This is a genomic window from Sinomicrobium halophytocola (genome assembly GCF_052983395.1).
The window spans coordinates 91,672-114,824 of the sequence record NZ_JBRKIT010000024.1 but is presented as its reverse complement, the minus strand read 5'-3'; the positions used below and the strand labels follow the sequence as shown (position 1 = coordinate 114,824).

19 protein-coding genes are annotated in these 23,153 nt (G+C 45.8%); 4 read left to right on the top strand and 15 right to left on the bottom strand.

Translation table 11 applies throughout. From position 1 onward, the window contains the following. Positions 1-2: 2 nt before the first annotated feature. The gene (locus tag ACVBDY_RS08270; protein WP_447174998.1) at positions 3-476 is read left to right on the top strand and encodes a hypothetical protein; all 474 of its coding nucleotides are present in this window, start codon (positions 3-5) and stop codon (positions 474-476) included. A gap of 287 nt (positions 477-763) precedes the next feature. Here ACVBDY_RS08270 and ACVBDY_RS08265 read toward each other — a convergent pair whose 3' ends face one another. After that, entirely contained in the window at positions 764-1,675 is a 912-nt protein-coding gene (locus ACVBDY_RS08265) for an NAD(P)/FAD-dependent oxidoreductase (RefSeq protein WP_447174997.1), read from the bottom strand. 400 nt (positions 1,676-2,075) lie between these two features. On the opposite strand from ACVBDY_RS08265, the gene ACVBDY_RS08260 reads away from it, so the two are divergent. The 3 genes from ACVBDY_RS08260 (at position 2,076) to ACVBDY_RS08250 (ending at position 8,160) form a co-directional block, all read left to right on the top strand. Beyond that, positions 2,076-3,050 carry a ribonucleotide-diphosphate reductase subunit beta gene (locus ACVBDY_RS08260; RefSeq protein WP_447174996.1) on the top strand — a complete coding sequence of 325 codons (975 nt, stop codon included), beginning with the start codon at positions 2,076-2,078 and terminating at the stop codon, positions 3,048-3,050. Between the two features lie 19 nt (positions 3,051-3,069). Beyond that, positions 3,070-4,764, top strand: coding sequence for a ribonucleoside-diphosphate reductase subunit alpha (locus ACVBDY_RS08255; protein ID WP_447174995.1), 1,695 nt, complete (start codon positions 3,070-3,072; stop codon positions 4,762-4,764). Between the two features lie 321 nt (positions 4,765-5,085). Continuing rightward, positions 5,086-8,160, top strand: coding sequence for a glycoside hydrolase family 92 protein (locus ACVBDY_RS08250; RefSeq protein WP_447174994.1), 3,075 nt, complete (start codon positions 5,086-5,088; stop codon positions 8,158-8,160). A 3-nt stretch (positions 8,161-8,163) separates the two neighbouring features. On the opposite strand, the gene ACVBDY_RS08245 is transcribed toward ACVBDY_RS08250, so the two are convergent. The 14 genes from ACVBDY_RS08245 to ACVBDY_RS08180 form a co-directional block, all read right to left on the bottom strand. Beyond that, positions 8,164-9,294, bottom strand: coding sequence for an MBL fold metallo-hydrolase (locus ACVBDY_RS08245; protein WP_447174993.1), 1,131 nt, complete (start codon positions 9,292-9,294; stop codon positions 8,164-8,166). 31 nt (positions 9,295-9,325) lie between these two features. Then, positions 9,326-9,985 (bottom strand): NAD-dependent epimerase/dehydratase family protein, encoded by a 660-nt coding sequence (locus ACVBDY_RS08240; protein WP_447174992.1) that lies wholly within the window; start codon positions 9,983-9,985, stop codon positions 9,326-9,328. A 151-nt stretch (positions 9,986-10,136) separates the two neighbouring features. Then, complete coding sequence (locus tag ACVBDY_RS08235) at positions 10,137-10,682, bottom strand: hypothetical protein (protein ID WP_447174991.1); 546 nt, start codon at positions 10,680-10,682, stop codon at positions 10,137-10,139. After that, complete coding sequence (gene prfH, locus ACVBDY_RS08230; RefSeq protein WP_447174990.1) at positions 10,666-11,358, bottom strand: peptide chain release factor H; 693 nt, start codon at positions 11,356-11,358, stop codon at positions 10,666-10,668. Before prfH ends, ACVBDY_RS08235 begins: the two co-directional genes overlap by 17 nt. 539 nt (positions 11,359-11,897) lie before the next feature. Beyond that, positions 11,898-12,788 (bottom strand): endonuclease/exonuclease/phosphatase family protein, encoded by an 891-nt coding sequence (locus ACVBDY_RS08225; protein WP_447174989.1) that lies wholly within the window; start codon positions 12,786-12,788, stop codon positions 11,898-11,900. Between the two features lie 277 nt (positions 12,789-13,065). Beyond that, positions 13,066-13,938, bottom strand: coding sequence for a prolyl oligopeptidase family serine peptidase (locus ACVBDY_RS08220; RefSeq protein ID WP_447174988.1), 873 nt, complete (start codon positions 13,936-13,938; stop codon positions 13,066-13,068). Positions 13,939-13,960: 22 nt separating this feature from the next. After that, positions 13,961-14,899, bottom strand: coding sequence for a polysaccharide lyase family 7 protein (locus tag ACVBDY_RS08215; protein ID WP_447174987.1), 939 nt, complete (start codon positions 14,897-14,899; stop codon positions 13,961-13,963). A 234-nt stretch (positions 14,900-15,133) separates the two neighbouring features. Next, positions 15,134-15,799, bottom strand: a complete 666-nt coding sequence (locus ACVBDY_RS08210) for a beta/alpha barrel domain-containing protein (protein WP_447174986.1) — start codon at positions 15,797-15,799, stop codon at positions 15,134-15,136. Then, positions 15,796-16,809, bottom strand: a complete 1,014-nt coding sequence (locus tag ACVBDY_RS08205; protein WP_447174985.1) for a PfkB family carbohydrate kinase — start codon at positions 16,807-16,809, stop codon at positions 15,796-15,798. The genes ACVBDY_RS08210 and ACVBDY_RS08205 overlap by 4 nt, the downstream gene beginning before the upstream one ends. A 7-nt stretch (positions 16,810-16,816) precedes the next feature. Further along, on the bottom strand, positions 16,817-17,569 hold the full coding sequence (locus ACVBDY_RS08200) for an SDR family NAD(P)-dependent oxidoreductase (RefSeq protein ID WP_447174984.1): 753 nt from the start codon (positions 17,567-17,569) through the stop codon (positions 16,817-16,819). Positions 17,570-17,590: 21 nt separating this feature from the next. Next, the gene (locus tag ACVBDY_RS08195; protein ID WP_447174983.1) at positions 17,591-18,862 is read right to left on the bottom strand and encodes an MFS transporter; all 1,272 of its coding nucleotides are present in this window, start codon (positions 18,860-18,862) and stop codon (positions 17,591-17,593) included. Between the two features lie 3 nt (positions 18,863-18,865). After that, on the bottom strand, positions 18,866-19,234 hold the full coding sequence (locus ACVBDY_RS08190) for a cupin domain-containing protein (protein ID WP_447174982.1): 369 nt from the start codon (positions 19,232-19,234) through the stop codon (positions 18,866-18,868). A gap of 234 nt (positions 19,235-19,468) precedes the next feature. After that, positions 19,469-21,676: a heparinase II/III domain-containing protein gene (locus ACVBDY_RS08185; RefSeq protein ID WP_447174981.1), complete on the bottom strand. Its 2,208-nt coding sequence runs from the start codon at positions 21,674-21,676 to the stop codon at positions 19,469-19,471. Between the two features lie 28 nt (positions 21,677-21,704). Then, positions 21,705-23,153 carry an IPT/TIG domain-containing protein gene (locus ACVBDY_RS08180; RefSeq protein ID WP_447174980.1) on the bottom strand — a complete coding sequence of 483 codons (1,449 nt, stop codon included), beginning with the start codon at positions 23,151-23,153 and terminating at the stop codon, positions 21,705-21,707.

Below are 23,153 nucleotides of genomic sequence, written 5' to 3'. Positions count from 1 at the left end.
GAATGATGAAAACATTAAAATTGATATTCCTGCTAAGCATAACCTGGCTGACCGGGTGCAGCTCCCCACCTTCCAATATCAATCCCCACGCCTCTGTAAGCACAGAAGACCGGCTACCCGAAAATCCGCTGGCGGAAAAAGCCATTACCTCATCCATCAACCCGGCTAAAGGTACCATGTCTACTTTATACGGTAACCAAACCGCATATGTTTACGCCGGGGCAAACAGGGATAAACAATACCCGAAAGGCAGTATTCTTTTCGAAGTCACCTGGAAACAGAAAGCGGACTCACTGTGGTTCGGAGCCAATATTCCCCGGGAAATATTCTCCGTAGAAAGGGTCTTTTTCCCTGAAAAAGGAAAGCCTGTCTACGAGTTGTATATTGGTAATCCCCTGAGAAAAAAGGCAGAACCGGTACAATCCGTAAAAAGACTTGCATTTATACTTTCCGAAAACATGGCCCCATCGCCCTAGTAGCGGTATCCGGAAAGTAAGGCAGCGTCGGGAGCATATTTCTGGCCTGTTTATTGGTCTCTGTTTTAGGTTTAAAACCCTGCCTGCCTTCGGCAGGCCTGCAATTTATTGCAGAGACTTTAGTTTCTATAAAATTTTGGCGGTATCCTGTGGTTATTAGGTTACTGAGTGACTCAGTTATTGCGTATTGACTAAATAACCCAGTAACCTAATAACTATGGCAATTTCCCCGCCGGACGGGCAGGATTGCCGCTTCCTAGCCTCCGGACTTGTAGTCCAGGAATAGTTTATTTATATGCCTCGTCTATAAGTTCCTTATTTATAAAGGCGCCTGCCTTTGTCCCGGCTGCCACAGCCACGGAAACCGCCCGCATGGGAGTGGTGTTATCTCCTGCAGCAAAAACACCGTCTATCGTAGTCTTTCCGAAGAAATCCACTTCGATGTGACCCTGTTCGGTTAATTGGCATCCCAACTGTTCCGGGGCTTTGCAATGCTGTTCGTAATCCGCATGGTGATATAAGGCATCCAACGCAAAATCAGATCCGTCTGTAAAATCAATATGTTTTAACGTACCGTTGTCATGTGTCAACCCGGAGATTTTCTTTTCCACGACCTCGACATCCAGTTTTTTCAACAGTTCTCTTTGTTCCTGTGTCAACCCGGCCTCACCATTGGTAAACAGGGTAAGGTCATCCGTCCAGTGCCGGATCATTTTACTAAAATCAAAAGCCTTTTCTCCATGAGCCAGTATTCCTGTTCTGGCATTCCGTACTTCATAACCGTGACAATAAGGGCAATGGATCACAGTAATGCCCCAGCACTCCTTAAACCCCGGAATGGGAGGCATAATATCGCGGATACCAGTGCTAAAAAGTACTTTTTGGGCAGTGCGGAACTCCCCGTTGTCCAGTTTCACTGTAAATCCGGTGCCCTCCTTTTCTACCTGTGTTACCAGCCCCTTCTCATAAGTAACCGTATCGTATTGCAGAACCTGTTCTTTGGCCTTTTCCGCAATAACCGCAGGAGGCGTTCCGTCCAGGGTTATAAAATTATGTGAATAAGGTGTCTGCCTGTTACACGGTTTACCGCTGTCTATAATAAGGGTTTTGCGCAGTGATCTCCCCAGGGCCATCGCTGCCGACAGACCGGCGTAACTTCCCCCGATAACAATAACTTCAAACTGATTCCTGTTTTTCATAAATTAATTTTTTACTGGAAATGGGATTACCGTTCATTCACCTCGGTATTTATAGCAAAGATAAACGTTTTTTATTAAATGCAACATTATTGCATTTAATAAAAAAAGGGAATAAGTGCCCTCGGATTGTCTGTTGAAAACATGGGATATACGGCTGTTATTCCGCGATTTAAATAAAGAAAAGGGTAAAACAGATAAAGGTATAAAAACTTAAATAACAGAACATTAACTAAGTGTTAATAACCTTTTCAAATCTTTTTCGTACTTTAAGAAAAACCAGCCTGATCTTGACTTAATTTAGTTCTCTCATAGAAAAAGATAAAGGAATTCTCCTTTGTTTTTCCAGGAATCTGATTTCAAACTTATTACTTAAATCTAAGAAATACTAAACACGAGTATTATGGGAATTTTTGACAGAAGAGTGAACTATAAACCGTTTGAATACCCCGATGTGTTAAAATTTACCGAGGCTATTAACAAGTCTTTCTGGGTACATAGTGAAGTAGATTTTACTGCGGACACGCAGGACTTTCATTCGTACCTGAACCAGGCGGAAAGAACCGCAATAAAAAACAGTTTACTGGCCATTGCCCAGATAGAAGTTGCCGTAAAAACGTTTTGGGGAAATATCTACCTGCACTTCCCGAAACCCGAGTTCAACGGACTGGGAAGTACCTTTGCCGAATGCGAATTCCGGCACTCCGAAGCCTATTCCCGCTTGCTGGAAGTACTGGGATATAACAACGAATTCCGGAACCTGCTGGAAGTCCCGGTGATCCGCGACCGTGTGGGATATCTTTCCGGGGCGCTTAAAAATGCCAATTCGCAGGACGATAAACAATATGTAGTATCACTGATCCTGTTTTCTATCCTTATAGAAAACGTATCGCTCTTCAGTCAGTTTGCCATAATCCTCTCCTTTCCCCGTTTTAAGGGACTGATGAAAAACGTCAGCAATATTATTGCCTGGACATCTGTTGACGAGCAGATACATGCTAATGCAGGGATCTATATCGTAAACAAGATCCGGGAAGAATACCCGGATTTCTTTGATGAGGAAACCGTTTCGCATATCAGGGCTACCGTAAAACACTCCCTGGATGTCGAAGGAAAAATACTCGACTGGATCTTTGAGGACGGCGAGTTGGAAACCATCCGTAAAGAAGACCTGATCAACTTTATGAAATTCCGTATCGACGACAGTATGGAAAAGATAGGGTTGGGCAGGATATACAATATCACGGCTGCAGAATATGCTCCCATGCGCTGGTTCGAAGAAGAAGTTTTTGCGAACAGCCTGGACGACTTCTTTGCCAAGAGACCGGTAGATTATACCAAACACGACAAAAGCATTACTGCAGACGATTTATTTTAAACACTAAACGAATGTACGCATGATCACAAAAGAATTACCGCTGACCAGCGAGAACGATATTACGCTGAGAGAAAAGCTTTGGTGGAAAAACGAAGAAAGTGAACAAATACTCAACCGGGGATATTTACTGAAAGGAGAAACGGTTGAAGGCGCTATTGACCGGATCACCACTGCCGCGGCCAAAAGACTGTACAAACCGGAATTAAAGGAATCTTTCCAGGAAATGATAGAACGTGGCTGGATGAGCCTCAGCTCTCCCATATGGGCCAACATGGGTACGGAAAGAGGATTGCCCATTTCATGTTTTAACGTACATATACCCGACCATATAGAAGGAATAACCCATAAACTCGGCGAGGTTATCATGCAAACCAAGATCGGGGGAGGTACTTCCGGTTATTTCGGTTCGCTCCGTGCCCGGGGAAGTGCGGTTACCGACAACGGAAAAAGCAGTGGTGCCGTTAGCTTTATGAAGCTGTTCGATACCGCAATGGATACCATCTCCCAGGGAGGTGTACGCCGCGGTGCCTTTGCCACTTACCTGGATATAGATCATCCGGATGTAGAAGAATTCCTGAAGATCAAAGATATAGGAAACCCCATCCAGAATCTGTTCTTCGGCGTTTGTGTGCCCGATTACTGGATGCAGGAAATGATAGACGGGGACATGGACAAGAGAAAAACCTGGGCCAAAGTACTGGAAAGCAGACAGCAAAAAGGTTTGCCGTATATCTTTTTCAGCGATAACGTAAACCGTAACAAGCCACAGGTATACAAAGACCACGATATGCGGATCAACGCCAGCAACCTCTGCTCGGAGATCATGCTGCCTTCCTCCCAGGACGAATCCTTTATCTGCTGCCTGTCTTCCATGAACCTGGAACTATATGACGAGTGGAAAAATACCGAAGCGGTAAAACTGGCTATATTCTTCCTCGATGCCGTCCTTCAGGAATTCATAGTAAAGACGGAAGGAAATTATTACCTGGCTTCGGCAAACCGTTTTGCAAAACGTCACAGGGCCCTTGGGCTCGGAGTACTCGGCTGGCATTCCTACCTGCAAAAAAGTATGATCCCGTTTGAAGGCATGGAAGCTAAAATGAAGACCACCGAGATCTTTAAACATATCAGGGACAAAGCGGACAAGGCCACCGAAGAATTGGCGAGGATATACGGCGAACCCGAAGTACTGAAAGGATACGGACGAAGGAATACCACAACCCTGGCCATTGCGCCTACAACCTCTTCTTCCGCCATTCTCGGGCAGATTTCACCCGGAATAGAGCCTTTTAGCAGTAACTATTATAAAGCGGGTCTTTCCAAAGGAAATTTTATCCGTAAAAACAAGTACCTGAAAAAACTGTTGCAGGAAAAAGGTCTCGACAACGAGGATACCTGGAGGAACATTATGCTCGACAGCGGAAGCGTTCAGAAATTGGAAGGCCTGGACGAAAGGGAAAAAGCAGTCTTTAAGACATTTAAGGAAATCAGCCAGCTGGAGATCATCCAACAGGCATCTATCCGGCAAAAATATGTAGACCAGTCCCAGAGCCTGAACATAAATATCCCTTCTGCCGTGCCTATCAAGGAAGTTAACAAACTCCTTATCGAAGCGTGGAAACTGGGAGTGAAAACACTGTATTACCAGAGAAGCCAGAGTGTTTCCAAAGAAATGGTAAACAACCTGGTGAATTGCAGTAGCTGCGAATCCTGATCGTTTTTCCAGATATCATCAAAACGCATCCGAATGTTTATAGAAAAACATTCGGATGCGTTTTTTTCATAAAAAACCTATACACAACACATTACATCCCGGCAATGAAAAAAAGAAAAAAACTATTCCGGAAGCAACATTTTTTCTAACTTGCAACATGTTCAAACATATGAACTTTTAAACAAAAAATAGTTCAACAGCAATAACACTTTTAAAATGATAATCCCCGGCCCTGTACCCGCTTTCTCAGTATCTTCATTAAAAAAAATAATTCTTCCTTTTTTAATTCTGAACTCTTTATTGTTATTTGCGCAGCAAAATGTGGTATGGGAAATAGGGCAACCGGACAATTCCGCCCGGGGCTTTGCGCTGTACCCGGACCAGTACCGTAAGTTTGTGGAGCAGGATTTTGGCTTTGAAGACCGTTTTTTTGTCATTGGTCACCATAAACCGGAAGAAGACTGGCCGTTTGTGATCCCCGGACCGGAAAACTCCTGGGGAGGCACGAGTAACACCGCGGGGATACGTTCTCATGTATTGAATGCCGAATTTGAGTTGCAGAAACCAAAAGGCGATACCAACTTTACCTTACATATAGACCTGCTGGATACAGATTCTCTACGAGCTCCCAGGTTGCGAATTATTATCAATGGTAATCCACGATCATATGCCCTTAAAAAAGGAAAGGGAATGGCCCTGACAAAGGAAGAAATGCCCCCTTCCTCCGAACAATCCCTGGATATAGATATTCCCGAAAATATACTACGGGAAGGAAATAATGAAATATCCTTCTCCGTAACCGAAGGTGGCTGGATAGCTTTTGACCAGGTGAAACTCATTGCAACAAAACCCGTGGAATTACAAAAGTCCGGCGCCTTAATAATCAAAAGTGTAAAACCCGCCGCTTATGAACGTTTGAAAAACAGTAAGTCGTATCAACCATTACTGGTCCGCCTCCTCCGCCTGGAAGGAGAACCGGAACTGGAGTTTAAACTGGATGGAAAAACTATTTTTTCCAAGACGATCACCAAAGACACTTACGAACTGGAAATCCCCATGCCTTCCGTGAAAAATACGGTACAAAGCGATTACGAAATATGGTCAGGGAACCGGCTGTTGCAAAAAGGTATTGTTAACCGTAGTCCACAGAAACAGGCCACTCCTGCCGATGCCGTCAATACACTTTTAGGTACGGGGCACTCCCGTTGGATGATCGCTCCCGGCCCTTGGATGCCATTCGGAATGGTAAAGCTAAGCCCGGATAATCAGAATTCCGGTTGGCAGGCAGGATACAATCCCACTTTCGAATCCATCGGCACATTCAGTCATATTCATGAATGGACCATGGCGGGGCTGGGTACCTTCCCTACTACCGGTAGATTACAGACCACCGTCGGGGATGAAAGTAACCCGGAAAGCGGTTACCGCTCCAGGTTTGACCTTACCAGCGAAGAAGCTCCTCTCGGGTACTACAAAGTACATCTCACGGATACCGATATTACAGCAGCCATAACGGCAACCACCAGGGGCAGTTTTCAGCAATACACCTATAACAACAGCCCGGAAGGCAGGATTATGATAGACCTTACTATTCCAGCCGAATACGGTTATGAAGTAGTTAAGGCCGAAATCAAAAAAGTGGATGATTTCAAACTGGAAGGCTACAGCCACCAGGTCTCCCGTGACGTTTGGTCCGGCGGTGTAAACCAGGAATATATTGTTCATTTTGTTATGGAGTTCGACCGGCCAATAGCCAATTACGGTTCCTGGATTAACGATACTACAGCGAAGGATACGGACCTGAAAACGGAAAATCCGCAACAGGCCGGGATGTATGTCGAATTCGATACCCGGACAAAGAAACAGGTACAGTTACGTACCGGTATTTCCTATGTAAGTACAGACAATGCAATCCTGAACCTCCGGACCGAAATAACCACTCCTTTTGACTGGGATTTTAATGCGGTGGTAGAAGCCAACCGGGCCGCATGGAACGAATTGCTGTCGCGAATACAAATTCAAAGTGATGACAAAAGGGAATACGAAAGGTTTTATACCAATATGTACCGAAGCCTCGCCGGAAGGAATATTTACAGTGATGTGGACGGTCGCTGGCGAAATGCCGACGAGGAGATCATACAATTTGACGATCCCAGCCAACTTGCCCTGGGATGTGATGCTTTCTGGAATACCTTCTGGAACCTGAACCAGTTCTGGAACCTGGTGACCCCGGAATGGTCCTCGCAATGGGTAAAATCGCAACTGGCCATGTATGACAACAATGGCTGGCTAGCCAAAGGCCCCGCCGGGATGGAATATATTCCCGTAATGGTGGCGGAACACGAAATACCCCTGATCGTAGGTGCCTATCAAATGGGAATCCGTGATTTTGATTCGGACAAAGCGTTGGAAGCCATGCAAAAAATGCAAACCGCCATGCCAACAAGCGTAGGTGGCGGATATGCCGGTAACCGGGACCTGAAAACCTATCTGGAACATCACTATGTACCTTATGACCAGGGGCGTTTTTCCAATTCCCTGGAATACAGTTTTGATGACTGGACGGTAGGTCAGTTCGCCAAAGCCCTCGGAAAAAAGGATATATACCACACATTTAACGAGCGGGGTACATGGTGGCAAAACGTCATTGATCCGGAAACCGGTTTTGCAAGGCTGAAAGATGCAAAAGGGAACTGGATGCAGGATTTTGATCCTTTCAAAAGCGGGGCCAACAAACATTATGTGGAAGGCAATGCCTGGCAGCTTACCTTCTTTGTTCCCCAGGATATTCCCGGGCTCATCGGTAAGATCGGTAAAGAAAAATTCCTGGATCGACTAGAATGGGGCTTTGAGGAAAGTGATAAATGGAGGTTTAACGGGCCTAACGACCAGTACTGGGATTATCCTGTAGTGCAGGGCAACCAGCAATCCATGCACTTTGCCTTTCTGTTTAACCAGGCCGGAAAACCGTGGCTCACCCAGAAATGGAGCAGACGTATCCTGGAGCGCTATTACGGATATGGCAAGGAAAATGCCTACCTGGGAGACGAAGACCAGGGCCAGATGAGCGCCTGGTTCGTTATGAATGCCATAGGGCTTTTTCAGACGGATGGAGGAAGCAGGGTTGACCCTGTATACGAACTGGGAAGTCCCCTGTTTTCCGAAATCACCATCGATCTCGGTGAACGCTACGGCCGTGGAAAGACATTTGTCATCAGGGCGCAAAATGCCAGTCACAAGAACAAATATATTCAGAAAGCTACACTTAACGGTAAGCCCCTGAACCAGCACTGGTTCCCTGCAAAAGAACTTTTGAAGGGCGGAGAACTCCTCCTGGAAATGGGCCCCGAGCCCAATAGAACATGGGAAACAGAATCTCTGCGGAATAAACCGTAAAAGCTATTTGATCGCTTTCCACCATTCGCGGAATTCCTGGCTGTCGTCATCCAGGTTTACCGCCTCCCCTATCCATGGGGTGACCAGTGGAAAACCATAAGCTTTATTCCCGGCCGCGACCTCATTTAAGGGTTCGTCCCAACGATGCATTCCCAGGGCGAATTTGGAGGAATGCACGGGCATCAGCCTTTTCGCATTCAGGTCTTTTGCCGCCTTGAGAGTTTCCCCGGGAAGGCAGTGAATGGCATGCCAGGCCTCATTGTACTGTCCGTTTTCCAATATAGCAAGGTCTATGGTACCAAACCGCTCTCCTATTTCGGCAAAATGTCCGTCATAACCACTGTCTCCTCCCAGGAATATTTTTCTTTTCGGCGTTTCGAGCAGGTAGGAAAGCCATAATGTATTATTTCTTTTAAAAGTACGTCCCGAAAAATGCCTTGCAGTAAGTGTATGAAGTTTAGCTCCGGATGAAAGTTCCACCGTTTCGTCCCAATCCTTTTCCTCCAGCATTTCAGCCGTATAGCCCCAATGTTCCAGGTGAGAACCTACTCCGAGTCCGCAGACCACCTTTTTCACCTTGTCTTTCAAAGCACTCACCGTTTCGTAATCGAGATGATCGTAGTGATCGTGCGTTATTAAGAGATAGTCTATTTCCGGGAGATCGGAAACCGTATAAACATCAGTCCCCTTAAAGGCCTTGGTCGATCCCGGTACGGGAGAGGCATTCCCGCTGAATACCGGGTCTACCAGTATCTTCAATCCGTCCACCTGCATAAAATACGACGAATGCCCGAACCACACCAGCACATTGTCCTCAGCCGATAATGCTTTCAGATCAGTGCGTACGGAAGGTATCCTGACATCCGGTACCTGGCCCGGTTTTTTCCTGAACAGGAAGTCGAACAATATACCTGCAAACGAGTATCCCTCGGTTAATGAAGGGGTAAAGGTATGATTTACAAAAGATCCGTCCCTGTAATTCGATGATCGCTTTATTCGTTCCAGCCGTTCCCCCGAAGGAGCTTTGCCGAATTTAGGGTGCTGCATATATATAAAGACGGAGACTACAAACAGGACAACAATAGAAATTAATACGAGCATAATACGTCGGAATATCTTGAATAGTCGTTTCACTTTTTCTCAATTATGGATACAATATGTGGTGTTACCCGCGGTTTGCAAGAATTTTAATATCCTTTACCTCCAGGATATGCTTTTCATATCCCGCCTCTGCTGCCCGTATCATCGCTTTTCCTATTTCCTCAAGGCTGCAAGCCGGAAAAAACAGGCTGAGCACGGGATATACCATTTTTACATACCTGTTATATCCCCGGAAGTTTTTCTGCCCTTCCGAAGGTTTCATTAGAGACGGGCGAAAATTGTACTGTTTATCCGGAAATAATTGCTGCAACGCGTTTTCCGTTCTGCCTTTTACCCTGGCCCACATTACCTTTCCCTGTTCCGTACTGTCCGTATTTCCACCGGATACAAAGTTAAACACCATATCGGGATTTAATACTTTCAGTGTTTTTGCAAAATCCAGTGTCGTATGGTATGTAATCCTGGTATACGCTTCCTCCCCCATACCTACGGAACTTATCCCCGCACAATAAAAACAGGCATCATAACCGGAAAGCCGGTATTCCACGCCAGTGGTGTCGGTAAAATCAGGAAGGAGCAGTTCTTTGAGTTTAGGATGGCTCATAGGTATGTGTCTCCGGTTAACCATGAGTATTTCGGAAACATGGGGGTTTCGGAGACATTCCAGTAGCACTCCTTCTCCGACAAAACCTGTTGCACCGGTCAGTATAATTTTTATGGACATTGTTATTTTTTGGCCAAGCAAAGTTCGTTCATATTTAGCTTTTAAACTTTGTTAAAAAGTTCAAATTTACTTTGTTAAAAAGGCCAACATATAAAAACACCGGGAATACCCGAGTCCAGTAATTCCGGTGTTTTTTTAATACCGTATATCCTTATTTCTGCGATGATTTCTTTTTACCTTTTACCTTATCCGACTTTTCCGAATCCTCTTCCCCGTAAACAATCTTTATTTTCTGTTTCAATCTTTTTACAGTTTCACGGATAGTCCCGTTCCAGCCGGAATCAAATGTGTACAGTTTCAATTGTTTTGCCAGGTCAAATGCGGTTTCCAGTTCCATTTTCATTTCATAAAGCAATACTTCCCGCCATTTGATATCTATTTTGCGGATCCCTTTTACAGTAAGTGCAAAAGCTATAAGTCTTTCTGCTTCCTCAAAATCTTCGTTTGACAAAAGGGTTTCGATATAATACGGATAAATCTCCACGGCACTGACATTGATGCTCAACGCTTTCTGAAAACAGATTTTGGCTTCTTCGTACTGCTGCAGTTGTTCGGCATACATACGACCATACAGGCACAATACCATAGTGTTGTTTTCATCGTAAGACAACGCAAAGTCCAGGGACTCCAGGGTGTCTTCCAGATTGTACGGATAATTATCCATGGCCTGGAGCAGATATTTATGAATCGATGTCATTTCTCAGTTTATTTTTTAATTGTTGTCTTTGCTTTTTATAACTCTTATTGGTCTTCTGTTCTTTAAAATCGGAACCGGTAAATACCCGGACAGGAGAACCTCTTTCTATCCGGAACTCTTTGCTTCTTATTTGTGTAAACCGTTTCCGGTACTGTTCTTGTTTTTCTTCTTCCAGTTTGCGGAACAAACGCATACGGGCAAGTTCCTTATTGCGGTGTTGTGAACGGGAGTCCATGGCCTGAACGCTTATCCCGGTAGGAATATGTGTAGCCCTTACGGCAGAACTCACCTTGTTTACATGTTGTCCTCCGGCACCCGAACTCCTGCATGCCTGGTATTTTATATCCTTTTCGGACACTTCTTCAGCATCTGTTTTTTCGATTTCAAAGATACCAATATACCAGTTTTTTCGCTTATGGTGCATCCGGTACTTACTTTTTCCTGTCCACCGCACCGTACCAACCCAGCTTTTGCAAAAATGCCGTATATCTTTACCTTCCAAAAAAAGGAGTACTGAGGCTACAGTGCCATTCTCTTCCCCGTTTTCTTTTTCGATAACGGTTACTTCTATCCCCTCATTTCGCGCTTCGTCCAGGAACTTTTTCAGCACCTGGGCCACCACCTTCGTACATTCCGCCGGTCCGTCGCCGGCGGTGATCTGTATCATTGTTTTCATCACTTATCCATTCTTGCGATCCGGGGCTGAAAACTTCCCAATACCTGTACAAGTTCTCCCTGCTTTAATCATGTCTTTCCCGGATAATTTACTTCCTTATCTCTTCTTTAAAATATTCGATAACAAACCGGCTTTTTCCGTAAACCGGTATCTTGTTTTGCCCGAGGGCAAAACATAATTCTCAAATCGTCGGGAGTCTTAAAGGTTGCGGTAAAATACCGGGAACAAAAAACCCGAGGATTTCTCTTCGGGCTTTTCATATATCTGCTGTATTTCTATATCGGATTAAGACAGATAAAAACCACGAAGAAACACATCCGTGCGTACGGAAGGTTTTGCTGTGAAGTATTTTCGGATCATGAGCATTCTCTTCGTTTTTTATCGGGTTAATAATTCATTTGCGGGCACAAAATTGCATCATTTATTTGAATTGTGCAATACCCCGGTAGAAACAAGTCTGAAAATCAAGGTTTTCAGGGAGGCGGACAGCGTATTATTCCGTATAAAAATAAAATAACGCATTACCTGTTTAAATCCAATCAGTTCGCATTATAATGCAATACTACCAGTACCGGATAATGGTCGGAAGGCAACCTTGTCTGTGTTGCGTACAGGGATATTTCCTTCGGATAATTGCCGGTATTGACAAGTTCCTGTAATTCCTTTTCATCTGTTTTATACGAATCGGTCAGTACGCCATGCTTTTCAACCCGGAAATCATCGGTTATAAAAATGTGGTCTATCCTGCTATCGGAACGCGAATCCGGTTTAAAACCGTTGTAAGTACCTTGCGCACCATAATGTAAAGCAGCCTTTTCGAAGGCATCGGTCAATTTATCCGACTCGTTCAGTACCTTGTAGCTTTCACTGTTTTGGTCTACATTAAAATCGCCTGTAAGGATGGCAGGAACGGTATCGTCAAATTCTTTCATCTTTCGCATGATAAGTTTTGCGCTTTCTTTCCGTGCTTCTGTCCCTACGTGGTCAAAATGTACATTAAAAAAGTAGAATTCAAAACCGGTTTCCTTTACCTTAAATTTCCCCCACGAGCATATACGCGGCAATACGGCATCCCAGCCCTTATTTGGTCTGGTGGTATCTTCGGAAAGCCAGAAATTGCCTTTGTCTTCCAGTTCAAACTTTTCCGTGTTGTAAAATATGGCAGAATGTTCACCGGCTTCTTTTCCGTCATCACGCCCCACCCCGATAAAATCATATCCCGGCAGGTCCTCTTTTAACTGTTCCAGCTGATGCCGCAGGCCTTCCTGCGTTCCGAAAATATCAAAATCGTGAAATTTTATTAAGTTGGTTACGGTTTCTTCCCTGTATTTCCAGTTGTTCAGAGAATCACCCGGGTTATCGTACCTGAGATTATAACTGGCTACTCTTAAACTCTGGGCGGATAATCCCAGACCGGTTAGTAAGAACATAGTAAAAATCAAGCTTTTTCTAAATCCAATCATTTTATACTAAATTTTGTTTTCCCACAAAGATAGGCCTCTGCAGTATTAATATCCATTATCTAACTATAATTTAAGATTTCTTAATTCTCAATGAGATTATAACAACTTTGCTTTTCAGGTAACCCGCCCCAAAAATGGGAAACCCGGTCTATCTCATTCGCTTGAGATAGCCGGGATTTCCGCTATTGAAAAAAGTCCGGTTGGTGGTGATCTTTATTCCACTTTATCCGAAACAGGATATATTTTATTCCACAGGAATGACACTATGGAGGAATGCCCACATTTCATCACTGACCTTTTTCTTTTCTTCTTTGGTAAATTTGCCGTGTTGCCCTCCGGGTATGGTTATAAAACGGGTTTTTACCCTGTTCTCCGTCAGTTTTTTGTACAAAGCGACGGACTGAGCGTATGGCACGATGGGATCGGCATCTCCATGAACAATGAATACGGGCGGGCTGTTCCTGTCTACATAAAACAAAGGAGAAACTGATTTTACGAACTCTTCGTCGTTACGACCTTCTCCCAACCAGTTCCTGGCCGATTTCCACCCGGAAAGCGGCGTAAGGTCCGTGACGCCGTATTTGTCGATGATCGCGGCAACTTTCAGGGATTTATCGTAACTGCAATTCGTATCAAACTTTTTGTCATCTGCCAGCAATCCTGCCATAAGGGCCAGATGACCGCCGGCGGACCCGCCCATCAATACGATGTTGTCCGTGTCGATATGTATTTCTTCCGCATGTTTGTGCAGATATACCAGGGCACAGCGAATATCTTCTATGGCGCCGGGAGCAGTGGCTACGTCTACAAGACGATACTCCACATTGGCAACAGCATAACCATTCTTGAAAAACGAGCCGTAACCGCGTTGGGATTCCTTAACCCCGTGATTCCATCCGCCCCCGTGAATATTGACCACCAGCGGAACAGGGGTCTTAACATCGGTAGGGTAATAAATATCCATTCTGCCTTCCCAGCCGTCAACAACGGTATATACTACATCTATTTTTGCGGTGTAATTTTCCGGGTAATCTACCGGCAGATACTCCGCGTTCTGCCCGGACACATTATAAATCACGGATAGAATGATTGCTAAACAAACAACTAATTTTCTCATTTTCTGCTATTATTGATTTTTATCAGGGATGTGTGACCTCCAGATCGTAATATTTAACTTTTGCAAAACCGGATGTATCGGTAGTTACCAGGTAATTTCCGGCCTTGAAATAGTTTTCGAAAGGCCATTTTGCCATACTTACATCGTCAAAAACATAGGTTTCGTCATCTACGGTTACCGACAGTTCTCCGTATGAAGCTTCTATTTCCACGGTAAAAGTATCGTGCCCCACTTCTCCGAAATCGTGCTTAACGTCTGTCCAGGTCTGGCTGCTGTCGTCATACAGATCAATACCGGAAGTGGATTCGTCCACCAGGGTTTTCTTATAGGCGAACAGGTGCCCGTCTATCCAGGTCATTTTGAGTAAAGGTGGTGCGTGATTACTGCTGAAACCATAAGTGGCCATATCTTCCTGTGAAATGATACCGTGGATCTGCATGACGATAACCCGGTGATAATCGTACTTGGCATTCACAGTATCGGGAGAGATACTGTCTATTTTCAAAGTTCCCCTCATAGTCCCTCCTTCCGTCAGCGACCAGTTGTTATAATTATTTCCCGGGGTCATCTGTTCCCTCAGTTCGGTACGAGGATAGCTGCTGTTTGGCGTTGTGGCCCCCGCCGGATAGGTATAAAATACAATGGAAGTATCCGTAGTATCATCATACATAAAGGGCGCTAATTCCGCAATATCCTGGTAACCGTAGTCTATCAGGTCGGACGGCTGGTATTCATCGGGTTTGCCATTATTATCGAGGTCAACGGGTAAGGTTATTTTCCAGTGGCTGAAATCAATATCAGCATACAGGGCAGTATCTGTTTCTTCCGGAATATAAAGAATGTTCTCTCCGGCAAGTCCTTCCTCTATATCCCCGGAGCATGCCAGGCATAATGAAGCGGCCATCGCCAGAGTTCCTTTTAGCAGGACAGCCGTCTTTAACGTAGGTGTTTTAGTTCTCATAAATCTGCTTTTTAAAGTATTGGATTGGTTTATTGGTTATTTTAAGGTTGATACATATTTCTTTAGTCCATGACAAAATTCAGTTCCGCAAGATTTCCCTCAATTTTTGACCCCGCCCCTAAAGGGAGAAATCGAGGGAAATCGGGTTCCCTTTAGGGCTAGGGTAAAACTGATTTTCCGACAAATAGTGCCAAAATCTAATTTTGTCATGGACTAATATATATTTCTCATTTTTTAAATCTTCACATTCAGCATTTCTTGACATCTTTTGCGGATCACTTCCGACTTCAACACAACAGCTCCGTTACCGGAAAAAAGGGAAGATCCCACACCGACGCAAAAAGCGCCTGCAGCCCTGTATTTTTGATAGGTTCCGGGGTCTGCATCTATCCCGCCGCTGGGCATGACCTTCAGTTCCGGACACGGAGCCAGCACGGCTTTGATATAACCGGCCCCTCCCAGCGCCCGGGCCGGAAAAGCCTTCACGATATCGGCACCGTACTTGTGTGCGTTATACATTTCGGTGAGCGTTCCGCACCCGGGAATCCAGACCACCTCCTGTTGTATGCAATACGCCCCTACTTCCGTATCCAGAACGGGAGCTACCACAAAACCGGCCCCGGCGGCAATGAACTTTTCCGCAGTTTCCCTGTCTTTTATCGTTCCTATCCCCAGGACCAGTCCGGGGCACTCCTCCCAGGACCATGCTACCAACTCCGTAAACACAGCAAGGGCCCGTTCTCCCCTGTTGGTAAACTCTACTGCCCGGACACCCCCGTCATAACAGGCTTTGATCCATTGTTTACAAATCCGGATATCTTCTTCGTAAAAGAGTGGTACCAAAGGGTGTGCTCCGAATGTCTGTAATACCGTCTCCTTTTTAAATTTTGTTTTTGTCATCGTATGATCCTTCCGTTAAACCCGGAGCGGATTACACCTGTTATATCATCTGCCGAAAGCAGACAGGCATCCCCGGGAATAGTATGTTTTAATGCGGATGTAGCATTGGCAAATTGCAGTGCTTCGTCCCAATTATAGTGCAGCATGCCGTAAATAAGCCCGGCTGCAAAGGCATCCCCCGTCCCTATCCGGTCGATTACCGGGGTAATTTCAATGGAATCGGATACATACAACCTTTTTCCATCCCAGCACCTGGAAGCTATTTCGTGACGTGACGCGTTGACAGAACTCCTGGTCTTTTGCACCACATTTCGTATGGCAGGACATTCCGCCATCAAAAATTTTGCAGCATCTTCAAATTCCTTTTCTTCGAAATACGTACCGAACAGCATGTTAATCTCTTCGGGGCCACCCATAAAAACCGCAGACAGGGTAACCATTTCCCGTAACGTCGCGGACGGATCGGCATCGTACTGCCATAAATTACTCCGGTAAACCGGGTCGGTACTTACGGTTATTCCTTTGTTATGCGCTACCTGCAAAGCATCTTTCAAAGCGCGGGAAGCACCGGAAGATATGGCAGGAGTGATCCCCGTCCAGTGAAACCAGGAAGCATCGTCCAAAATCTTTTCCCAATCGAATTCATCCGGGTCCGTTTCGGCAAAAGAGGAATGACTACGGTTATATACAATCCTTCCCGGCCGGTGTACCACACCCTGTTCCAGGAAATATATACCCAGGGGAGCATTGTTGCAGGCTACAAAGGAAGTATCTACCCCGTACCTGTTCAGATGTCCTTTGGCCGAAGCTCCCGTAAAGTCATCGGGAAGGGTTGTCACGTGTGAGGTTTCGCACCCCATGCGGGCAAGGGCAACGGCAACATTGGCCTCTGTACCCCCATAGAAAATATCGGCTTGCTGCGCCTGTACAAAACAGTTGTAATCCTGTGGCGACAGGCGCATCAATATTTCCCCGAAGGTTACGATCTTATGTTTTTTCTCCGGTTTCATATCATCCCTAGCTAAAGGCAAGTCCTCCGTTTATATCTATATTATTCCCGGTCAGGAACGAAGATTCTTCAGACGCCAGGTAGGTAACCAGGTCGGCTACTTCCTCTGCTCTTCCTTCTCTCCGCAATGGTGTTCCCCCGGCAACTTTGGTCCTTACCTCAACATTGGTGAAATCATCGTGAAATTTGGTGGCGATCATTCCGGGGCATAAGGCATTTACCCGGATTCCCTCCGGTCCGAATTCTTTGGCCAGGGCACGGGTATAGGTCATTACCGCTCCTTTGGAAGTAGCGTACATACTGGCACCGGGGCCACCTCCGTCCCTGGCCGCCTGTGAAGAAAAGTTCACGATAGATGCCCCGGTCTCCATCAAGGGTTTGAATGCCTTGGTCACCAGGAATACGGTCTTCAGGTTGACATTCATCAATAAATCATAAAAAGCTTCGTCCATCTCCTCAATGGTCTTACGGGCAAAGAGTCCGCCTGCAACATTGACGAGAATATCCACCTTATTGCCAAAAGCTTCTTTGGTTTTGGCTACCATTTGGTCTACATCCTGTTGTTTGGTCATATCCCCGTATACGGCAATGGCCTCTCCACCAACTTTCCGGACTTCCTCCAGAGTAGCCTCGGCATGCGATTCACTCTCAAAATAATTCACCACTACTTTAGCCCCTTCTTTGGCCAGTTTTACCGAGACTGCTCTTCCTATGTCCCGCGCTCCTCCGGTGACTACCGCAACTTTTCCTTTTAATTTCATTTCGAATTTTGATTTTTTTAATTATTTAATGATGTTTACTGGTTTGATCTTTTTGCAAAAAACGTGTATTGCCAGGATTCCGAGAGGAACAAAAACGGCAATGATCACAAAGGCCGGGATGTAAGATTCCCTTGTAATTACCGGGATCAGAAAATTCATGACGATCACGGACAGCACACCGGACATCCCCCCGAAACCTGCCAGCGTGCCGACGGATTTTCCATCGAACAGGTCACTGGGCAGGGTTTGTATGTTACTGATCCCGAACTGGAACCCGAACAGTACAAAAGCTACTATGATGACGAACTTCATCGGAGTATCGGCCAGAAAAATAGTGGCCAGTAACCCGAGAAACATAATGATCCCGGCAATGTTTATCGTCCGTTTCCTGCCTATATCCACCGATTTTTTCCGGGTCATCAGCCTGCCTGCATACCATCCCCCGGCGATACTTCCTAAAGCTGCGCCTACGTATGGCACCCAGGCAAACAATCCGATCTGTTTGACGTCGAAACCATAGGTGTTTTGCAGGTATATAGGCATCCACCCTACGAACAGCCACCAGATGGGCTCCAGGAAAAAACGCGACACCACCACGCTCCAGGATTCTTTATGGGACAGAATTTCTTTGAGGGACAAAGGCCTGGAAGCCTGTTTATTGGTATCCTCCATATTTCTACCCTCTGTGATATAGGCGCGTTCTTCTTCGGTTATCCACGGGTGTTTTTCCGGCAGTTTTTTATTGACGATCAGCCAGGGAATTATCCATAACAATCCCATTGCTCCGATCAGGATAAAAGTAACTTTCCATCCGTACCCCACATAAAGCAGGGCAATAAGCGGTGGCGCCACGACTGATCCGAGAGAGGCCCCGGCATTGAAAATTCCCTGGGCAACGGCACGTTCCTTCACCGGGAACCATTCCGCATTGCTCTTCACAGCCCCGGGCCAGTTTCCCGCTTCGGAAATACCCAGCAGCATCCGGACAAAACCGAGGGAATAAATTCCTCTTACCGCGAAGTGAAACAGGGAAGACAACGACCACACGGCTATGACAATAACATAACTCATCCGGGTGCCCAGCTTGTCAAACATCTTTCCCGATACGGATTGTCCTATGGCGTAAGCTATCATAAAAAGGTTGAGTATGAGTGCGTAGTCCGCATCATCCATCCCCAGGTCTTTTCCCATAGCAGGCCACATAATGGACAGGGCGGAACGGTCTATATAATTGATAATGGTAGCCAGGCCGATAAGGGCAATGATCCACCATCGTAGTCCTTTGATCTTCAAAATCTATTTCTTTAAAAAGTTAATATCGAGGAAGTCCTCCCGTACGGGACTGAATACATCGATAAGCATCCCGGCTTCCAGGCATACGGCACCGTGCAGTGCATTAGGCGGAATATAAAAGCCATCTCCTTCGGATAATACCCTTTCTTCCCCGTCAATGGTCACCCGGAACCTTCCGGAAGCCACATAAGTGGTCTGGGCGTGAAAATGCTGATGCTCATAGCCTACGGCACCGGTTTCGAATTTTACTTTTACCATCATTATCTGCGTGTCGTATCCGACGAACTGGCGGGAGACCCCCTGGTCTACATTTTCCCATTCTTTACCGTCGGTCTGAAAAAAAACATCACTGATGATCTTTTGGTTTTTCATGAAGCTTGTTTTTATTATCAAATTAAAGGTTCAAACCCTGCTCCCGATCCTGATAATTATCGGGACTATCGGGACTATTGCAGCTATTTTAGTTTCTATAAACTTTTACTTTGTTCAGTTATTAAGTTAATAGGTTATTGAGTTATTTAGGCAACACTCAATAACTATGGCAATTTCCCCGCCGGACGGCAGGATTGCCGCTTTCTAACCTCCGGACTTGCAGTCCGGAGAGGTTTAGTTGGTTATGGTATATTTGCCTTTCCAGCGTATGGTTTTGTTGCCGATTGTCAATTGATGTTCCGAATTGTCCTCTGTTTTTTCCCGGCACAGGACCAGGGTATATTCCTCCTGCTTCTTAAACCGGAATGTTACGGCTAGATATTTTTTGTCCTTGTATGCCAGTTCCAGCTTTTCAATACCCGAATCGGGATTCTGTACGGTCTCCAGTTGCGGATCGAAATTTCCGTGGGGCTCTATGATACTTACAAATACGTGTTCCTCCGCACCAGGCTGACGAACGAGGTAACCTTTTTCACTTCTCAGGTTGAAATCGGGGTCGTCAGCCCCGGTCTGCGTGAAAAACACCTCTGTATCGGTATCTGTAAGGGTCGTGATGGAATAGAACTTTTTGTCCTTGAGCCAGGTAAATACGGCCCGGCCTTTTCCCGGTTTTCCCTGTCCCGTTTTGTACAGGTGTTGGTAACCGTTTTTGGCGCCTAAAGCAGTAAGGCTATTGTCCCTGGTATAATCAAAGCTTGTACGCATTAACTGCCCCGAATACTGAAAATTGAGATCGTACTGATGCGGGGTATCCGATATGGCCTGAAAAACATCTATGATAAAAGGGTGTTCCGGTGCTTCGTTTGTAGTAAGCATGGCAATGGTACGTACCAGTTTTATATCCTTATAGGCATGATCTTCTCTTGCGGAAACAATATGTATATCCTTTTGAAGATCGTAAAACAACAATTCCGGGACGTTTTTGGAACCTTCGCTTACTTTTGCCTGGTAATGCGATGTTTCGTCAACTGTGAGCGTATTGTGCGCAATGCTTTGTCTGGCGTAGGTTTTATTCTCTTTGAGATACCTTCCGCCATCTTTGGCTTCTACATTCAGAAACCGGGCCGCACCGTAATCCTGTAAGACCTCATTCGGCCCGTCGTAAAGCAGCAATCCCAGCCTGTCGAAATGACCGTGCCCCATACCCTGCGAAGCGAACTTAAAAACAGCGTCCAGTTGTGTACCGGATGTATTAGGCATACGAAGCAGGGCTACACCTCCTTCATCCCCTTCCGGGCCGTCCTTTATAAGCCGGGAGGATCTCTCATACGGGATATTCTCCACCCCGGAAGCAGCCTTTGCGGTGATTAACCCCGCATTGGAAAGACTTACTTTTCCGTACTGAAGGATTACGGGCAGCAGGCTTTTATCCCTATATCTTTCATAGGCTATATTGGTAGCGAAAACAAGTTCTTCGCTGAAATAGGTCTTGTCCTTTATGGCGTCGTTGATGGGATAGAATTCATTCTTCTGATTGGTCAACTGCAATAATGTAGCCACCGCTTTATGCAATACGCCGTCCCTGTATCCGAATATTTTCAGTTCGGGCTGGTTTTCTTCTATGGCTTCGGCAAAGACCATAAACGGCAGTATGGCATAACGCTGGTAGTACGGGCCTTCGGAATAGTATCCGTCAGGAGAAAATAATTCGTCCAGTTGCTTCAGGAAACCTGTTTTACCGTCTTTGTTACTCCCTTTTACTGCTCTTTCAGTCATATCCCTGTCTCCCAGCACATATCCTGTCATTCCTACCGATGCTACCGCCCAGGTGCCGTGGTTGTGTATTTTATTAAAAGTGTCATAAGAATCCACACTGATAAAGTGCGCTATATTCCGGAAAAGTTCCTTTTCTATTATTTCCCGGTCTTTTGTCTTTATTTCGGTCTTTACAAGATCGTAGGCCTGGATGCTGTAAAACAACCATACCGCTTCGTTGAGTCCCTGCCAGAACAATTTCCCTGCCGGGTGGTTTTCCTTCCGTTTGGGATGTAATGGCAATCTAGGATAGAGTTCGGCATACCGCAACAGCATATTTTTGACGAACTCCGCATATTCCGGCTTTTTGGTTATAGCAAAAACCAGGGCGGCATTGTACATGTCCGCGTAATTCTTTTTATGCTTTTCATGGGTATACCCACCTCCGGGATCTGCCGGGACAGGGACCTCAACCGGATGCCGGAGCGCCGCATCCGCTTTTTGTTCCGCATACCGGAATGATCTTTCCAGCAGGGGATTGTTATCTGTTTCCCTGCCGATCGCCCCCGCAGTGTCCCCGGACAATAGAAGCCGGGGATTGTTTTTGTTGTCAGACTGGGCACGGAGGGCAAGGGCGAATAACATCATCCCCAATAATCCTATACATTGAATAACTGTATTTTTCAAATCGCGATTTTTATTTGGTTTTGCATCATTATCCTGCGGGTTTGAACAGGTCGGTCACATCTTCCGCTCCGAATTCCGTGAGAACCTGGTCGGTGACTATAATCCAGTCGAGATTGACAATTACCGGGAAGGTAGTTGCTCCGGAACCGGTGTTCAGGCGAAATTCGAAAGCTGAACCTACGGAAGTCAGGTCCGGGATAAAGTCCTTAAGCCTGACGGCAAACAGCTTCCATGCTCCGACCGTATTGGTATTATCGCCGGAAAGCTCCCTCCGGTTTGCATTGGAGGTCCCGCCGATATAAAGTTTCAGTATGGGAGATGTTCCTTCGGTATTTATCCAGAAGTGCAATACGGGATTATCTCCGAAATTCCCTGAATCCAGTATATTCTGCCAGGTATCGTTTGCCGTTTCGTTGTGTAGTCGCATCCTGGCGATGGTACTTCCCGTACCGGTATTCATCTGAAGATTATAGTAGGATTCCCCGGGGAAAGGTGGTTGTTCCACATTTCCGTTAAGCTGTTGAACAGCCAGGGGGTCCTTGCTCAGGTCAATGACGAAAACACTTTCAGGATCAGAATCGAATTCTATATAGTTTTCGTACTGCCCGTTGATATATGGCACTGCTTCACGTACCACCTGTTTGTCCGTACCGTAGTTAACTTCTATATCCCTGTACCCGGTCTGGACGCCTTCCGGTACATTAAAACTCAGTGCAGTGGGGGAAGAAGTATTTATTACGGCTTCTTCGCCGCCTATGTTAACCGAAGTGACCAGGTTCAGATCTTCCCCGGTGATAAAGACTTCATTGTCCCGGCTCATCAGTTGTGGCCAGTTGTTGATTACCGGGGTGGGGATTGTAATTTTAAAATCATTGCTCAGGACTGCCGACATTTCTCCTGAAGAGGTGTTGTAATACATCTTCACTTCCTGTCCTTCCCCCTCGTTATTGGGAATGGAAACCACCAGGGCCTGGGCTTCTTTAAACTGAATGATAGCTTCGGTCCCTCCAAAAGTAATCCTGGTTACGGTCTGAAGATTTGTCCCTTCAACGACAATATTTTCATTGACCATTCCCCCTTCCGGAAATTCCGAAGTAACTCCAGGCTGCGGATAGGTTACGGATAGTTGTTCCGAAGAAGAGGCTTCTTTTTCGGCAGAGGTGGTAATCCTCAGAATACCACTCTTCGCCTCCGGGGCTACTTCTATTTCCAGGGTTTCCCCGTTAATTCTCTGGGTGATCTTACATTCGGTATCTCCGATATAAGCCTTATTGGCAAAATTCAGATAGGTCCCTTTAATAATCACCCTGGACTGAATATCCGCGGAAGCGGGACTGAACGAGGCTATGGTAGGTTGCGCGGAAAGTATTTCTTCCACCGTCTGGTCCACCTCCGTATCGGCATCGCATCCGGCAACACAGATCATAACGGCAAGCGCATAAACTGCTGCGATAAAGGTTGCTGATTTTATTTTCAT

Excerpts from the sequence above, each read along its gene's own strand:
- ACVBDY_RS08270 (WP_447174998.1), top strand. The coding sequence starts at position 3 with ATGATGAAAACATTAAAATTGATATTCCTGCTAAGCATAACCTGGCTG.
- ACVBDY_RS08265 (WP_447174997.1), bottom strand. The coding sequence starts at position 1,675 with ATGAAAAACAGGAATCAGTTTGAAGTTATTGTTATCGGGGGAAGTTAC.
- ACVBDY_RS08260 (WP_447174996.1), top strand. The coding sequence starts at position 2,076 with ATGGGAATTTTTGACAGAAGAGTGAACTATAAACCGTTTGAATACCCC.
- ACVBDY_RS08255 (WP_447174995.1), top strand. The coding sequence starts at position 3,070 with ATGATCACAAAAGAATTACCGCTGACCAGCGAGAACGATATTACGCTG.
- ACVBDY_RS08240 (WP_447174992.1), bottom strand. The coding sequence starts at position 9,985 with ATGTCCATAAAAATTATACTGACCGGTGCAACAGGTTTTGTCGGAGAA.
- ACVBDY_RS08235 (WP_447174991.1), bottom strand. The coding sequence starts at position 10,682 with ATGACATCGATTCATAAATATCTGCTCCAGGCCATGGATAATTATCCG.
- prfH (WP_447174990.1), bottom strand. The coding sequence starts at position 11,358 with ATGAAAACAATGATACAGATCACCGCCGGCGACGGACCGGCGGAATGT.
- ACVBDY_RS08225 (WP_447174989.1), bottom strand. The coding sequence starts at position 12,788 with ATGTTCTTACTAACCGGTCTGGGATTATCCGCCCAGAGTTTAAGAGTA.
- ACVBDY_RS08220 (WP_447174988.1), bottom strand. The coding sequence starts at position 13,938 with ATGAGAAAATTAGTTGTTTGTTTAGCAATCATTCTATCCGTGATTTAT.
- ACVBDY_RS08215 (WP_447174987.1), bottom strand. The coding sequence starts at position 14,899 with ATGAGAACTAAAACACCTACGTTAAAGACGGCTGTCCTGCTAAAAGGA.
- ACVBDY_RS08210 (WP_447174986.1), bottom strand. The coding sequence starts at position 15,799 with ATGACAAAAACAAAATTTAAAAAGGAGACGGTATTACAGACATTCGGA.
- ACVBDY_RS08205 (WP_447174985.1), bottom strand. The coding sequence starts at position 16,809 with ATGAAACCGGAGAAAAAACATAAGATCGTAACCTTCGGGGAAATATTG.
- ACVBDY_RS08200 (WP_447174984.1), bottom strand. The coding sequence starts at position 17,569 with ATGAAATTAAAAGGAAAAGTTGCGGTAGTCACCGGAGGAGCGCGGGAC.
- ACVBDY_RS08190 (WP_447174982.1), bottom strand. The coding sequence starts at position 19,234 with ATGAAAAACCAAAAGATCATCAGTGATGTTTTTTTTCAGACCGACGGT.
- ACVBDY_RS08180 (WP_447174980.1), bottom strand. The coding sequence starts at position 23,153 with ATGAAAATAAAATCAGCAACCTTTATCGCAGCAGTTTATGCGCTTGCC.